Annotated in this window: 13 protein-coding genes; 5 read left to right on the plus strand and 8 right to left on the minus strand. The window is 68.5% G+C overall.

The features are described from left to right. The first annotated feature begins 238 nt into the window (after positions 1–238). Both EOHIBHHM_RS10855 and EOHIBHHM_RS10860 read left to right on the plus strand, forming a co-directional pair. Positions 239–1525: a dockerin type I domain-containing protein gene (locus tag EOHIBHHM_RS10855; protein WP_497250429.1), complete on the plus strand. Its 1287-nt coding sequence runs from the start codon at positions 239–241 to the stop codon at positions 1523–1525. Beyond that, positions 1526–3040 carry a cohesin domain-containing protein gene (locus tag EOHIBHHM_RS10860; RefSeq protein ID WP_497250431.1) on the plus strand — a complete coding sequence of 505 codons (1515 nt, stop codon included), beginning with the start codon at positions 1526–1528 and terminating at the stop codon, positions 3038–3040. It abuts the gene before it with no gap. 344 nt (positions 3041–3384) lie between these two features. Here the strand turns inward: EOHIBHHM_RS10860 and EOHIBHHM_RS10865 are convergent, their stop codons facing one another. Both EOHIBHHM_RS10865 and aglM read right to left on the minus strand, forming a co-directional pair. Continuing rightward, positions 3385–3696: a HalOD1 output domain-containing protein gene (locus EOHIBHHM_RS10865; RefSeq protein WP_497250433.1), complete on the minus strand. Its 312-nt coding sequence runs from the start codon at positions 3694–3696 to the stop codon at positions 3385–3387. A 335-nt stretch (positions 3697–4031) separates the two neighbouring features. After that, positions 4032–5324: a UDP-glucose 6-dehydrogenase AglM gene (aglM, locus tag EOHIBHHM_RS10870; RefSeq protein WP_497250435.1), complete on the minus strand. Its 1293-nt coding sequence runs from the start codon at positions 5322–5324 to the stop codon at positions 4032–4034. Positions 5325–5763: 439 nt separating this feature from the next. Here aglM and EOHIBHHM_RS10875 point away from each other — a divergent pair, with 439 nt between their 5' ends. Continuing rightward, entirely contained in the window at positions 5764–6702 is a 939-nt protein-coding gene (locus EOHIBHHM_RS10875; protein WP_497256981.1) for a transcription initiation factor IIB, read from the plus strand. Here the strand turns inward: EOHIBHHM_RS10875 and EOHIBHHM_RS10880 are convergent. After that, on the minus strand, positions 6699–7499 hold the full coding sequence (locus EOHIBHHM_RS10880; RefSeq protein WP_497250437.1) for an ABC transporter permease: 801 nt from the start codon (positions 7497–7499) through the stop codon (positions 6699–6701). The genes EOHIBHHM_RS10875 and EOHIBHHM_RS10880 overlap by 4 nt on opposite strands. Further along, a complete protein-coding gene (locus EOHIBHHM_RS10885; protein WP_497250439.1) occupies positions 7492–8478 on the minus strand; it encodes an ABC transporter ATP-binding protein in 987 nt (328 codons plus the stop codon). Before EOHIBHHM_RS10885 ends, EOHIBHHM_RS10880 begins: the two co-directional genes overlap by 8 nt. Positions 8479–8535: 57 nt before the next feature. Between EOHIBHHM_RS10885 and EOHIBHHM_RS10890 the strand changes: the two genes are divergently transcribed. Beyond that, entirely contained in the window at positions 8536–10140 is a 1605-nt protein-coding gene (locus EOHIBHHM_RS10890; RefSeq protein WP_497250441.1) for a COG1361 S-layer family protein, read from the plus strand. A 54-nt stretch (positions 10141–10194) separates the two neighbouring features. On the opposite strand, the gene EOHIBHHM_RS10895 is transcribed toward EOHIBHHM_RS10890, so the two are convergent. The 3 genes from EOHIBHHM_RS10895 to EOHIBHHM_RS10905 all read right to left on the minus strand — a co-directional run bounded on the left by EOHIBHHM_RS10895 (position 10195) and on the right by EOHIBHHM_RS10905 (position 11352). After that, the gene (locus EOHIBHHM_RS10895) at positions 10195–10395 is read right to left on the minus strand and encodes a hypothetical protein (protein WP_497250443.1); all 201 of its coding nucleotides are present in this window, start codon (positions 10393–10395) and stop codon (positions 10195–10197) included. Further along, positions 10388–10675: a DUF7344 domain-containing protein gene (locus EOHIBHHM_RS10900; protein ID WP_497250445.1), complete on the minus strand. Its 288-nt coding sequence runs from the start codon at positions 10673–10675 to the stop codon at positions 10388–10390. The genes EOHIBHHM_RS10895 and EOHIBHHM_RS10900 overlap by 8 nt, the downstream gene beginning before the upstream one ends. Positions 10676–10929: 254 nt before the next feature. Further along, positions 10930–11352: a helix-turn-helix transcriptional regulator gene (locus EOHIBHHM_RS10905; protein ID WP_497250447.1), complete on the minus strand. Its 423-nt coding sequence runs from the start codon at positions 11350–11352 to the stop codon at positions 10930–10932. A 151-nt stretch (positions 11353–11503) separates the two neighbouring features. Between EOHIBHHM_RS10905 and EOHIBHHM_RS10910 the strand changes: the two genes are divergently transcribed. After that, positions 11504–12388: a universal stress protein gene (locus EOHIBHHM_RS10910; protein WP_497250449.1), complete on the plus strand. Its 885-nt coding sequence runs from the start codon at positions 11504–11506 to the stop codon at positions 12386–12388. On the opposite strand, the gene EOHIBHHM_RS10915 is transcribed toward EOHIBHHM_RS10910, so the two are convergent. Beyond that, positions 12366–15188 carry a cation-translocating P-type ATPase gene (locus EOHIBHHM_RS10915; protein ID WP_497250451.1) on the minus strand — a complete coding sequence of 941 codons (2823 nt, stop codon included), beginning with the start codon at positions 15186–15188 and terminating at the stop codon, positions 12366–12368. The genes EOHIBHHM_RS10910 and EOHIBHHM_RS10915 overlap by 23 nt on opposite strands. Positions 15189–15232: the final 44 nt, after the last annotated feature.

Below are 15232 nucleotides of genomic sequence, written 5' to 3' on the forward strand. Positions count from 1 at the left end.
GGTGACGACTCACCTCGCCGGTCGACCATCGCGGCGGTACGAAGGGCCGAACGTGGGACAATCGAGCGTTAAACGTCGACGGTAGTGAGACGCTAATCGTTACAGGAATCATAACTTTTGCACGCGACATACATACGTTTGCGGGAGAATATGTCCACGAACGTCAACTGGGTTCCGCGCTCGCCGCCGACGAGTCGGTACGGGGGGGACGACACTCGACTGCACCGACTCGACAGCGATGCGGAGTGACCGCCGTTCGGTCCGCCGCCGAGCGGTACTGAAGGCGCTCGGCGTCGGAGTGGCCACCCCGCTCGTCGTCGGCGGCGTGGCTTCCAGGGCGGACGCGGCCTCGGAGTCGTGGACGGTGGTCGTCCTCCCGGACACGCAGAAGTACGCGGAGAAGTCGTCGCTCGTCTCGTACGCCCACGACCAGGCGAGGTGGGTCGTCGACAACCACGAGGCGGAGAACGTCCGCTTCGTCACTCACTGTGGTGACGTCGTCGAGAACCCCGCGGAGCGAACGGAGTGGGAGCGGATGGACGAGGTGATGGGCCGACTGGACGGCGTCGTCCCCTACTCGACGGTGCCGGGGAACCACGACTGGGTCGGCTGGTTCGACCCGCGGTCGATCGAACACTACCGGTCGTACTTCGGCCCCCAACGGTACGACGGACGGAGTTGGTACGGCGGCAGCGGTCCCGACGGACTGAGCCACTACCAGTTCTTCTCGGCCGGCGGCTACGAGTTCCTCCACCTCGCCCTCGAGTGGGAGGTCCCGGGGAGCGCGAACGACCCGGACACTCCGTTCGGGTGGGCACAGCAGCTGCTCCGTCGGTACCCCGACCGTCCGACCCTCGTCACCACGCACTCGTATCTCAGAGACGACGGCGACCGGATGGAGCGCGTTCAGGGCAACTGGGGGGAGACCACCGTCGACGGCGACCCCGACCCGAACAGAGCGGTGGGGAACGCCGGCGAGACGACGTGGCGGGAACTCGTCAGGACGAACGGTCAGATCTTCGCCGTCTTCAACGGCCACTTCTCGAGCAACGGCGGGGAGAGCTTCCGGGTGTCGGAGAACGACGACGGACGACTCGTCTACCAGATCATGGCCGACTACCAGCGGCGGCGACGAGGGGGGGAGGGGTGGCTGCGACTCGTCTCCTTCCTCCCCGGCGGAGGGGCCGACGGCGACGACCGCATCCTGGTCCGGACGTACTCCCCCTCCCTCGACGCGTTCGAGACCGACGCCGACAGCGAGTTCGGGTTCGACCTTCGGTTCGCCGACCGGTTCGCGCCGTCCGGTGGAGGCGGGGAGAGCGAGGAGGACCCCGAAGACGAGGCGCTCGCGGGCGACGTCGACGGCGACGGCGACGTCGATACGGACGACGTCGAACTCGTCCAGCGGCGGATCGCACACTACGACGACGAGATCGACGAGACCGCCGCGGACGTCGACGGCGACGGCGACGTCGACATCGCCGACGCGGTCGCGATCCGCAACAGGATCGGAGCGGGGCGGTAGATGACGCCTAACGCCTCACTCGGCCGACTCCTCTCGGTCGTGCTCGTCCTCCTCGTCGCGGTGGGATCGATGCAGACGGTCGGCGTCGCGGTCGCCGCGACCACGACGGTCGGCGTCGGCGAGACAGCAGGTGCCGAGGGCGGGACGCTCGACGGGGCACCCGGCGAGACGGCGACGGTCGTAGTGTGGACCGACGCCCGGAACGTGGGTGGCTACCAGGCGACGGTCGCGTTCGACCCGAGCATCCTCCGGGTGCGGTCTGTCGACGGGACGGACGACTTCGAGACGCCGGTGGTCAACGTCGACGAGGGGACGGTCACGTTCAACCAACTCCGTGAGGGGGGCGTCGACGGACCGGCGCTCGCCGAACTCACGTTCGAGTTCGTCGGAGCAGGTGGGACGCAGACGGCCGCTCGACTCGTCGAGTCCGAGACGAAACTGGCCGACCCGACGGGAGTCGAACTCGGTGTCGACGCCTACGGGGACGTGACGTTCCGCGTCGTCGAGCCGACACCGACGACGCCGGAACCGACGCCCACTGCGACGCCGGAACCGACGCCCACTGCGACGCCGGAGCCGACGCCCACCGTGACGCCGGAGCCAACGCCCACCGTGACGCCGGAGCCAACGCCCACCGTGACGCCGGAACCGACGCCGACCCCTACGTCGACTCCAGTCCCGGCGCCGACGGCGACGCCAGAACCGACGGCGACTCCGACCCCCGTGTCCGAACCGTCCCGGTCGTCCGGTGGCGGTGGCGGAAGCGGGAGCGCGAGCAGTGGTGGGGCCGACGCCCCCTCGGAACCCGAGATCACCGTCACACGGCGACAGAACGGGGCGCTCGTCGGTGTGGAGCGGGGGTCGGCCGCGACGTCGTTCTCGGCCGACCTCCCGCGGTCGGCGGCGTCGCGTGGAGTCGACGTGATCCGTCTCGACTGGGAGACGCAGTCGAAGACGAACCGGTACACGATCACGGTCTCGACGGTCGAGACCGTCGAGGCGGCTCCGGAACTCGCCGCCGCGAAACCGCTCGCCTCCGTCTCGGTGACGCCCGACGGCATCGAGAGTACGGCTGTCGACACCGTCACGGTTCGGGTCGCCGTCGACGGGACGCTCGTCGGTGGAGATCAGACGGTGTCGCTGTGGCGGTACGACGGGTCGGCGTGGCACCGTCTCGAGACGACCGAACTCGGAGACGGTCGCTACGCCGCCACCGCCCCGGGGCTCTCGACGTTCGCGGTGGCTGTCGACTCGGCGTCGACGCCCACTCCGACACCCGCCCCCGAACAGACACCGACGCGGGAATCTCCCCGGAGCGAGACGCCGGAACCGACGACAGAATCCGAACCGGGAGAAGAGACCCGCGCGCCCGCGCTGGACGACGTCTCGAACACCGCCGTCGACACGTCCGCGACACCCATCGGAGCCACGGGGAGACCGAGCGTCGTCCTCGTGACTCTCGTCGTCGGTCTGCTGGTAACGGCGTCGGTGTTCCGACTCCTCCGGCGGCGGTGAGGGCGCTCACGCTTCGTCTCGGCCGGACGCTCATCTCACGACCGACGCGGCGACCCCTTCTCGATCGACGGACACAGAGAGCGCGGCGAAGCCGTCGCTCGTCGGGCGTCGCCGTTCGGTAGAAGGTTCCGGGTCGCAAGCCGGTCGTTTTGGCACGCGAACCGGTCGATTGCGGGGCCCGGAACGATAAAGAGTAGCACCTCGTGAGGTATAAACTCTGTTATACCCGATAACACAGACGTCGCCACGGAGGCGAGAATCGACGGCCATCGAACGGGTTCGGGCGAGAGCGACCCGGGGACAACTCGGGTTTACTGTCATGTAAAACGCGCCGGGTGTTCGGGTCAGTCTCGTGCGGTGACCGCGAGCGAGATCGACCCGTCGCCTCGGACTGTCACGAGACAGCCGGCGTACCGAAAGCAGAGCGATCGAACCGCGACCGACCCGCCGGGCATCCCGAACAGCGCTTCGAGCGCGTCGGTCTCGATACAGTCTCCCAGCGGCGTCAACACCGAGGGCTCGACGCCCGTGACAGCGGCGACGGCCCGAACGACCGCCAACGAGACCGGTTCGCCGTCGCCGAACTCCGTGTCGTACGTCGCCGTCGCTGTGGGAACGTCGAACTCCTCGCTTCGGTCGTCTCCGTCTCGTCGCATCTTCGTCACGGTTCGTCTCTCGGGTTGCCGCTCGATACCCCACGGCAGGTCGACGGTCGACCACGAGTACGTGCATCGCCGACATAACTCTACACTGCCTAGCGTCTGGGCATCTCAGCTCTGTACGAATTCACGGGACGTGTATCGAGACAGTCGGACGCGCCGGCGTGTCGGGAGAACCGGACGACGGAGCGGCCTCCCGGTCGAGCAGAGGGGCAGCCTTCCGGCGGCGCAACAGTCGTACCCGATTCTGATACGGTCGGCGGGACGTATCCGTCGGACGATTCACCGTTCGATCGACGAACGGATGCTCGCAGCGCTGCTGTGACGGTACGCTACCACGTGAGTCCCTCGTAGATGAGACCGTCCCGACGTTCGACGATGTGTCGGCCGTCGACGACGACCGGGCGAGCCATCGCCTCGAACTCCTCGCCGAGCGCGGCGAACTCGTCCCAGTCGGTGACGACGACGGCGGCGTGGGCATCGCGGAGCGCGGCTGCGGCGCTGTCGGCGTACTCGATCTCCGGGAACCGCTCGCGCATCCGGTCGGTCGCGACGGGGTCGTAGCCGACGACGTCGGCCCCGCGGTCGAGCAGCCCCTGGATGACGGGGATCGCTCGGGACTCGCGGACGTCGTCGGTGCCGGGCTTGAACGCGAGACCGAGGACGGCCACTCGTTCGCCGGCGACGTCGCCGTGGTCGTCCAGCAACGCGAGCAGTCGCCTCGGTTGCTGGTCGTTGACGTCGACGGCGGCCTTCAGGAGTCTCGCGTCGTAGCCTGCCGCGTCGGCGGCGGCGACGAGCGCGGCGACGTCCTTCGGGAAGCACGACCCGCCCCACCCGACGCCGGAGGCGAGGAACTGCGACCCGATGCGGTCGTCGAGACCGATGGCGTCGGCGACCTCGTAGGCGTCGACGTCGTACTCCTTGCAGATGTTCCCGAGTTCGTTCATCAGGCTGATCTTCGTCGCGAGGAAGGCGTTGTTGGCGTACTTGATCATCTCGGCCTCGCGGAGGCCCGTCTCGACGACCGGGACGTCCACCCGCTCCGTCAGCGGCCGGTAGAGCTCCCGAAGCGTCGCAATCGGCCCCTCGCGCTCGGCACCGAAGACGAGTTTGTCGGGGTCGAGGAAGTCGGAGACCGCGTGTCCCTCGCGGAGGAACTCGGGGTTCATCGCGACGTCGATCCCCTCGCCGAGTCGCTTCCCGCTCGTCTCTTCGAGCAGCGGGGCGACGCGGTCGGCCGTCGTCCCGGGGACGACGGTGCTCTTGACGACGACGAGATGTGAGCCCTGCTTCTCGCGGAGCGCCGCGCCGAGCGACTCCGTCCCCTGCTCGACGAGACCGGTGTCGATGCTGCCGTCCTCGCGCGACGGCGTCGGGAGCGCGAGGAAGGTGACGTCGGTGTCGCGGACGGCGTCGTAGGAGGTGGTCGCCGTGAGGCGGGTGCCGGCGTGCTCCGCGAGCAGGTCGGCGAGACCCGGTTCGTGAATGGGCGCGTCGCCGGCGTTGAGCCGGTCGACGACGGATTCGTCGACGTCGATCGCGGTGACCGTGTGACCGAGATCCGCGAGACACGCCGCGAGCGTCGTCCCCACGTAGCCACTGCCGATGATGCTGACGTTCACTGTCGGAGAGAGACACCGTCCGACGAGTTGAACGTTTCGTCGGAACGGCAGCCTCCACCGGTCGACATGGTCGCCGCTCGGCCGGTCCACTCAAGCCGAGAAGCTGCGTCGGCCGAGATTCGAACCTCGTCACCTTCAGAGCCGAAACTGCGAGACTCGGAATAAAATTTCGGGGAGAGCTTTTCGTTCCCGTTTCGTACACTCGAGAGCTTCTTTTCTTGAGAATATTTCAGCCAAAAGCCCTTTTGGGTTGTGGAATCTATCATAAGTCCATGCCGGAATGCCATACGCAGTTAGCGATCGACAGTGTCGGGTCTCAGTCGACGGGGGCTCACGAGCGAGGTGAGCAACGGGTCGCCCCGGCCGTATGACGCAGCGCACAGCCCGTCCGCAGTCGGCACGACACGACCGGCCGTCGGACACCGAGACGCAGTCGAAGATGCAGTCGAAGGCGAAGGAGGAGACGGAGCAGGAGTCGGACGAACGGCTCGACCCCGAAGAGGTCGACGACGACGAACTCGTCCGCACGGCGGACGGCGAGCTGATCCACGAGGAGACGGGGCTCGTCGTCGAGGAGGAGAACATCGACCGCGGGCCGGAGTGGCGCGCGTTCAACCAGTCCGAGCGCGAGGAGAAGTCGCGCGTCGGCGCGCCGACGACGCCGGCGATGCACGACAAGGGGCTGACGACCGAGATCGGGTGGCGAGACGAGGACGCGAACGGTCGCTCGCTCTCGGGCGAGAAGCGCCAGCAGATGAACCGACTCCGAACCTGGCAACAGCGGATCCGCACCAACGAGGCCGGCGAGCGGAACCTCCAGTTCGCGCTCAGCGAGATCGACCGGATGGTCTCCGCGCTCGGCGCGCCGGACAACGTCCAGGAGATGGCCGCGGTCATCTACCGCCGCGCGCTCGACGAGGACCTCATCCGCGGACGCTCGATCGAGGGTGTCGCGACGGGGGCGCTCCACGTGGCGATGCGACGCGGGGGGATCCCCCGGACGCTCGACGAGGTCGCCGAGGTCGCACGCGTCGACCACGACCGCGTCGGGAGAGCCTACAGACATCTCTCACAGGAGCTCGGACTCGAGGTCGAACCGACCGACCCCAGCCAGTACGTCCCCCGGTACTGCTCGGAGCTGGACGTCTCGCCGATCGTCGAGCGGAAGGCCGAGGAGATCGTCGCAGACACGACCGCCGAGGGGATCCACGCCGGGAAGTCGCCGTCGGGGTTCGCCGCCGCGGCGGTGTATCTCGCCTCGATGCTCTGCGGCGAGAAGGAGACGCAGTCGGCCATCGCCGACGTCGCCGACGTCACCGAGGTCACCATCCGAACCCGCTATCAAGAGCAGATGCGGGCGATCGAACTGACCGCCTAAGCGGCGACGTCCGTCCGCTCGAACAGTTCGGCGCTCGCCACCACGAGCACGACGGTGACGACGACGAGGTAGCCGAGTCCGGCCCAGTCGACGTCGCCCGCGACGAGCAGTTCGCCGACGTCGAAGTGACGTGACAGCGCGATGTCGCCGAGCCACTCGTAGTCGGTGTCGAGCGTCAGGCTGTCGACGAGGTAGAGCCCGAAGTGGGCCGCGATGGCGATCCCCTGGGCCGCCCGCACGCGGTCGACGAGCACCGACGCGAGCAGGCCGACCGACGCGGACGCCGCGTGATAGAGGACGAACAGCGCGTGGACGACGAACAGGTCGACCGGATCGACCGTCTCGTCGACGAGCGCGACGGCGACGAGCACCGCCACCCACGCGACGGCATTGACGACCACGACGACGGGGAGCAGCGAACAGAACTTCCCGACGACGAGCCGCGAGCGGGAGACGGGGTTGACGAGTAGGAGGTCGATCGAGCCGTTCTCGATCTCTCCAGCGACCGTCCCGGCGGCGGCGTAGCCGAAGTAGATTCCCAAGAGCAGTACCCAGACGAACTGATAGAGCTCCGTGACGAGGAACCCCTCGACGGTGCCGATGTTCTCGACGCTCCCGAGGAAGGCGTTTCGCACCTCCGGGGGGAACGACTCGACGTACGCCTCGAAGTCGATGCCGGAGGCGGCGATAGAGGGGTAGAGACCGACGACGAGGCCGATCGTCGCCACCAGTAGCGTCGACAGCAGCAGCGTCTGTCGGCCGCGGCGACGTGTCTCGAAGGCGGTGATCTCAAACATCGGTCGGGTCCGTGGTCGAAGCGACGTCCAGGGCTCCGTCGCCCGCGCTGTCGACGCCCGGCGTCGTCCCGTCGTCCGCGCTGTCGACGTCCTGGTCGGTGTAGAAGTGCATGAACACGTCCTCCAGCGACGCCTCCCGTATCTCGACGTCCTCGACCGTGTAACCGGCGAGGCGGTCGAGCAGTTCGTCGTAGCCGCCGTTGACGACGAGTCGGAGGACGCCCCCCGACTCGTACTCGCCGCGGACGACGCCGGGGAGGGCGAACGACTCGACCGGCGGCCGTTCGGCGAGCGACGCGCGGACGACCTTCCCGCTCTTCCGCAACAGCGCGTCGATCTCCTCGACGGCGACGAGCCGTCCGTTGCGGATGACGGCGACCCGGTCGCAGACGCGCCGCACCTCGCTGAGGACGTGTGAGGAGAACAGCGTCGTCACGCCGCGGTCGCGCTCGGCCTCCAGAAACTCGTAGAACGTCTGTTGGACCAGCGGGTCGAGTCCGGCGGTCGGTTCGTCCATGACGACGAGCGTCGGGTCGTGCATGAACGCCTGAACGATGGCGAGTTTCTGTCGGTTCCCCCGCGAGTACGTCCGAACCTTCCGGTCGAACGGCGCGGGAAACAGTTCCTCCAACTCCTCGCGGCGGTCGCCGCCGCGGAGGCGCTCGAAGTAGTCGAGGTGACGACGACCGGTGAGCGAGTCGTAGAACGCGAAGTCACCGGGGATGTGGCCGATCTCGCGTTTGACCTCGATGAGCGCGCGACGGTCGGAGACGGGGGTTCCCAGCAGGTACGCCTCGCCCGCGGTGGGTCGGAGGAACCCGAGGAGCGTCCGGATCGCCGTCGACTTCCCGGCTCCGTTCGGCCCGAGGAACCCGAATATCTCGCCGCGGTCGACGGTCAACGACAGCTCCTCGATCCCGCGGACGTCGCCGTAGTACGTCGTGAGACCCGACAGTTCGATCGCCGGGGGTGCTGGCATACCCACGAGATAGGCGTCGAGAGAACATATATCGTCGTAACAGTCCTATCTGACGCTATGCGGATCGCCCTCCGTATCCTCCTCGCGGCCCTCCTCCTGTGTTCGGTGGTTCCCCCCGCGGCCGCCCAAGAGGAGCAGACCGTCGTCGGCGAACCGGAGCTCGAACTGTTCGCCCCCGACAACGTCCTCCTCCCGGGTGAAGAGAACGTCGTCGAGGTCTACATCGCCAACACCGGGTCGGTCGACCGCGGCGGTCCCGCCTCCTACCTGGAACGCGTGACGACCGCGCGAGCGACGACGCTCGAACTCAGACCGGGGAGGGCACCCGTCACCGTCGCCACCGGCCGGTATCCCGCCGGGACGCTGCCGACCGGGACGCACGGCCCCTACTGGTTCACCGTCACCGTCGACGACGACGCCGACCCCGGTCGCTACGAACTCCCGGTCGTCGTGACGTACACCTACACCCACATCGTCCGGTACGACGCCGAGAACCCGGACCGCGAACCCCGATTCAGCGACTGGGACGTCACGAGGCGACTGACACTCGTCGTCCGTGTCGACGACCGCCCGCGCTTCTCGGTCACCGACGTCGACAGCGACGTCCAAGTCGGAAGTCGGGGAACGGTCACCGTCGCCGTGACGAACGACGGAGTCCAGACCGCCCGCGACGCGGTCGTCACGATCACCGCGACGGACCCCGAGGTCCGCTTCGTCGAGAACGCCACGCGTGCGGAGGCGTTCGTCGGGTCGTGGGAATCCGGCGAGACCCGACGTGCCGAGTACGTCGTCGACGTCGCCGCCGACGCCGCTCGACGCGAGTACCCGCTCCGTGCCGTCGTCGACTACCGCGACGCTCGGGGTGTCGACCGCAGTTCGCGCGTCCTCACGTTGAGCTTCCGTCCGGACTCCGAACAGACGTTCGCGATACAGGGGGTGAACGATACGCTCCGCGTCGACGCGACGGGGCGACTCGCCGGCGAACTCGTCAACACGGGGTCGAGGTCGGTCACCGACGCCGTCCTCGTCGTCCGGTCACCTCCCGAGTCGTTCACGGCGCTCGAACGGGAGTACCCGCTCGGCGACCTCGCCCCCGGCGACCGCGTCCCGTTCGAGTTCGTCGTCGCCGTCGGCGGCGACGCCGACCCCGGTCCGCGCCGGTTCGAGTTCGTCGTCGCGTACGAGACGCCCGGCGGCTACGACGTGGTCAGCGACCGGATCGGCGTCTCGCGCGTCGTCGGCGAGCGGCGGGACGTCCTCACCGTCGAGGCTGTCGATTCGACCGTCGAAGTCGACTCCGACAACCGCCTCGAACTCCTCGTGACGAACGTCGGCGACGAGACGCTCACGGACGTCCGCGCGTCCGTCGACCCGGTCGACCCGCTGTCGAGCGACGCGCCGTCGGCGTTCGTCGGAACGCTCGAACCCGGGGAGTCGACGAGCGTCGCCGTCCAGGTAACCGTCGACGACGACGCCGTCGCGACGACGCATCCGATGCCGGTGACGCTGACCTACGAGGACGAGCGAGGCGTCTCGCGGACCGCGACACCGGTGGTCGGACTGGAGATCGTCGAACCGACGACGACCGTCCCCGTCGTCGCGCTCGTCGGCGTCGTCGGTGTCGTCGTCCTCGGTGCAGCGTGGTGGTGGCTCCGTCGGTGAGCGGTGAGCAGTCCGGAGAAGCGCAGCGCCTCGGTGGCGCGAGAACGAGACGCGTCAGTCGCGTCGAGTCTCGATGCCGCCTGTAGGCTCGAGCATACGGCTGCCACAGTCGGGACACGTGGCCTGGTGGATCTCGAGCGTCGTCCCGCAGGCCCGACAGAAGTAGCCGGCGTCCGTTCCGTCGGGGCGCTCGGCGACGGCCGACAGGAGATCACGGAGCGGGGTGGTCAGGTCGACCTGCGGACAGTCACTCATCGAGCCCCCCCAACGCCTCGCTGGCGAGCGCGAGGACGTCCGCTACGCGACAGGTGTGGTGAGTGATGTTTCGACTCCGGGCGTCGTAGGTGATGACGCCCAGGTCGGCCAGTTTGGGGAGGTGGATGTGGTGGAGGTCGCTCGCGAGTCGGTCGCGGTCGACGGGCTCTCTCTTCGCGACGCGGTCGACGAGCGTCTCGAAGCTCACCTCCTCGTCGGCGAGTGCTGCCAGTTCTTGGAGGATGCTCCGCCGGCGGGGATCGCTCAGAACCTCTTGCACACGCTGGACTCGGTCACGGTTCGTACCCGAATGCCCTTGTGCGGCCATCGACTGAGTCGACGTTCCATGAGACTAAAGCACATACACACCGTTTCGATGAGTTTCAGACTGTTGCGCGGCGGAGCGGCCGCTAGCGCCTGCCTAGTCGCTCACGGTAGGGCGAGGATATCGGTCGGGGGCGACCGGTACGCGGCCGCGACGAGTGGTTCGGGAGAGCGCAGTCGGGGGACGGTCCGCTCGCGGGACTCCCGCGACTACGTGGACGTTCGACCGTCCGTTCCGGTGTCGAGTTCGGTCGCGGGGTCGCTCGGTTCGTGACCCGAGAGATAGACGACGTTCTCGCGGCCGACGCGACGGCGGGTGATCGTCCCTTCCTCTTCCATCGTCGTGAGCGTCCGACTCACCGTCGCCTGTGCGAGCTGCGTCGCCTCAACGAGCGTCTGCTGACGGAGCCAGCCGCCGTTGGCCTCTATCAGGTCGACGAACCGCTCTCTGGGTCGCACGCCCGCTTCGAGCAATAGATCCGCCTCGCTGCGACTCCCGGCCGAAGGTCGTGCGTCGGCGGTAGCGTTCGTCGACGTGTCACGGCGGCGTTCTCCGCTGCCATCTGCTCGCGTCTGTCTGTCCGGTTGGCGGTCGAGGAGACGGAAGAGAAACCGACGGAACCGATCTCTCATCCGACACCCTCCGCTATCCGCGGTAGTGGTTGACTGTGGATTGGCATTCCGGCCTGTTCGTAGTCGAAGGCTAGATGCAAATATCTCATACTTGCAGGAGCAAGCCACTCCTGGGCGAGTCGTCAAGCGGTTCGAGCACGTATCACATCCTATGTACGACCGTATCCTGCTTCCGACCGATGGGAGCGAGTGGGCGAACGCGGCGGCGAGACACGCGTTCGCGTTCGCTCGACTCGGGGACGGCACCGTCCACGTGCTCTCGGTCGTCGACCTCCGACACTTCGAAGACGAGTTGGTCGGACCCGACCGCGAGGAGGGGATGTCGGTGGCCGAACAGAGCGCCCGTGCGGCCGTCGACCACATTCAGAAACTCGCCGAGGAGGCGGACTGTCGCGTCCGGACCAGCGTCCGACAGGGGGTCCCTCACACCGCGATCCTCGACTACGCGGCCGCCCACGACGTCGATCTCGTGGTGATGGGCACGCACGGACGGAGCGGACTCCAGCGGTTCCTCCTCGGGAGCGTCGCCGAGCGCGTGCTCCGGGAGGCACCGGTGCCGGTCGTGACCGTCCATCTCGACGACGAGCGAACCGTCCCGTCGTACGACCACGTGTTGGTGCCGACCGACGGCAGCGAGGGGGCGACGACGGCGCTCACGCACGCGCTCGACGTCGTGACGGCGACGGGCGGCCGACTCCACGTGCTCTCGATCGTCGACTCGCGGGCGATCGCGGGGGGGTTCGAGTCGGGGCCCGCGCTCCCGAGCATCCGAACGACGCTCGAGACCTACGCACAGGACTCCGTCGACGCGTTCACCGAGCGAGCGACCGAGGCGGGCGTCGAGGCGACGGGCACCGTTCGGGTCGGACTCCCGGCCGACGAGATCTGCCAGTACGCCGACGAAGCGGGCGTCGACCTCGTGGTGATGGGGACTCACGGCCGAACCGGTCTCGAACGGGTCGTGTTCGGCAGCGTCACCGAACGAGTGGTCCGCACGACGGAGACTCCCGTCCTCACGGTTCGGCCGTCGGCGTGACCCGTGGGGCGAGTCGTTCGACGGCGACCGACAGCGTCAGACTCGCGAGCGTGAACACCCCGACCCCGAGAGCGACCGTCTCCCACCCTGCCGCCGAGAGCGGAACCACGCGGAACACGGTCGCCAGCGGCGTGTAGAGGACGGCCAACTGCAGCCCCAACGACGTCGCGACCGCCGCCAACAGCCAGGGGTTCGACCGCACGGGGAGTCCGTAGTGGCGGCGGATGAGGTACGCACGGACGAGTTCGGCGACGACGAGGAACGTGAAAAGCACCGTCTGTGCGACGACCAACTCGCCGGTCTCCCGGATGCTGGTGAAGAAGAGCCAGAGCCCCGCGACCGTCAGGAGGACGCCCGTACTGAGAATCGACCCGGCCATCCGGACGTCGATGACGGAGGCGTCGCGGCCGCGCGGGGGGCGTGACATCACGTCGTCGGTCTTCGGGTCGACGCCGAGTGCGAGCGCCGGCGGCCCGTCCGTGACGAGGTTCATCCAGAGGATCATCGCCGGCGTGAGCACGAGCGCCTCCTCGTTGCCGGCGAACGTCTCGGGGAAGAACACCGCGCCGAGGAGGACGCCGGCGAAGACGACGAGCACCTCCCCCGCGTTCGCCGACAGCAGGAAGTTGACGAACTTACGGATGTTGTCGAAGATACCGCGTCCCTCGGCGATGGCGTCGCGGATGGTGGCGAAGTTGTCGTCGCGGAGCACCATGTCCGACGCCTGCTGGGCGACCTGCGTCCCCCGGATCCCCATCGCGACGCCGACGTCGGCGTTCCGGAGCGCCGGAGCGTCGTTGACGCCGTCGCCGGTCATCGCGACGGTCCGGTCGCGCTCCTGAAGCGCCCGAAGGATGTCGACCTTGTGCGAGGGGTCGACGCGGGCGAATATCTCCACCGATTCGAGGGTCTCCGCCAACTCCTCGGGAGTCGCAGCCTCGACGTCCGCGCCGGTCGCGGCCGTCGTCGCGTCGAACCCCAACTGTCGGCCGACCGCCTTCGCCGTCTCGACGTTGTCGCCGGTCGCCATCACCACGCCGATCCCGGCCCGCCGGCAGTCGGCGATGGCCGCCTCCACCTCCGGTCGCGGGGGGTCGATCATCCCCTGCAGGCCGAGAAACACCATCTCGCGTTCGACGGCGTCGGCGTCTTCGGCGTCGGCGTCGACCCCCGTGCGTCGAGCGAACCCCAGGACTCGAAGGGCGTCGCCCGCGAACTCGTCGGTCGCCGCCAACACCGCCTCGCGTCGGTCGTCGGTCAACGGGACGACGTCGCCGTCGTGCAGGATGCGATCACAGCGGTCCAAGACGACCCGCGGTGCACCCTTCATATACGCCGTCGGCTCGCGCCCGTCGCCCTCGTCGCCCTCGCCGCCCGCGACGACGACGGTCATCCGCTTGCGTTCGGAGTCGAACGGGAACTCGGCGAGTCGCTCGCCCGTCGGGTCGACGCCCGCCTGCCGAGCGGCGCGCAGCAGCGCGACTTCGGTCGGGTCCCCGCGGAAGTCGTCGCCGGCGTCGTCTGCCGCCGACTCCCGCTCGCCGTCCGTCGCGGGGTCGGACGAGGTCGCCGCTGCCGGGTCGAGTTCGGCGTTGTTACAGAAGACGCCACAGGTGAGTAGCGCCTCGAGTGCGCTCCGGTCGGGACCGCCGCCATCGCCGTCGCCGTCGGTCGCGAGCCGTTCCACCCCCTCGGGTGTCGTCTCGCCGTCGACGGGGGTATCCTCCGTCGCAAACTCGTGGACGGTTCCGCCGGCGAGCACGCGCGTGACTGTCATCCGGTTCTCCGTGAGCGTCCCCGTCTTGTCGGTGACGATGGTGTCGACGGAACCGAGGCTCTCGACGACCGGGAGGTTGCGGACGAGCGCGTTCCGCGCGAGCATCTTCTGCGACCCCAGCGCGAGCGTGAGCGTCACCACCGCGGGGAGCCCCTCGGGGACGGCCGCGACGGCGAGCGTGATGGCGACGAGGAGGACGAGCGTCGGCGGGGTCTGTGTGATCAGCAGTTGGGTGACGCCGATGAGGACGATGAGGGCGACAACGCCGGCACCGAGACGTCGCCCGAGTCTGTCGACTTCGCGCTGGAACGGCGTCTCGCGGTCCTCGGCGGTCTCCAACTGCGTCGCGATCGCACCTACCTCGGTGTCCATCCCAGTCTCGACGACGACCGCCCGTCCCCGGCCGCGGACGACGGTAGTGTTCATGAACACGAGGTTCCGACGCTCCGCCAGCGGGGTCGCCTCGTCGAGGACGGTCGCCTCCTTGACGGCGCTCGCGCTCTCGCCGGTCAGCGCCGACTCGTCGGTCTCGAGGGTCGTCACCTCGAGGAGTCGGGCGTCGGCCGGAACCGCGTCGCCGGCCTCGAGGAGGACGACGTCGCCCGGCACCACCTCGGTCGCCGGGATCTCGACCGTCCGTCCGTCGCGCCGGACCGTCGCCGTCGGCGTCGACAGCGAGCGCAGCGCCTCGATCGACCGTTCGGCACGGTAGTCCTGTGCGAAGCCGAAGACGCCGTTGGCCAGCAGGATCGCGACGATGAGCGCCGCGTCGACGTACGCCGGCTCCTCGCCCGGAAGGAAGCCGACCGCCAACGACAGCGCCGCCGCGAGAAAGAGGAGGTAGACGAGCGCGTCCTGGAACTGTGAGACGAACAGCGCCAGCGGCGAGACGCCTTCGCCGCGTCGGAGTTCGTTCGGGCCGTACTCGTCGACTCTGTCGGCGACCGCCTCGCTCGTCAACCCCGTCTCGTCAGCGTCGAGCTCGTCGAGCACCGACTCGGTCGGGACGCTGTGCCAGTCCATCGTCGAGGGGTACGACAGCGAGGCTCTTATCGTCTTGCCGCGTT

Source organism: Halogranum roseipondis (genome assembly GCF_059695585.1).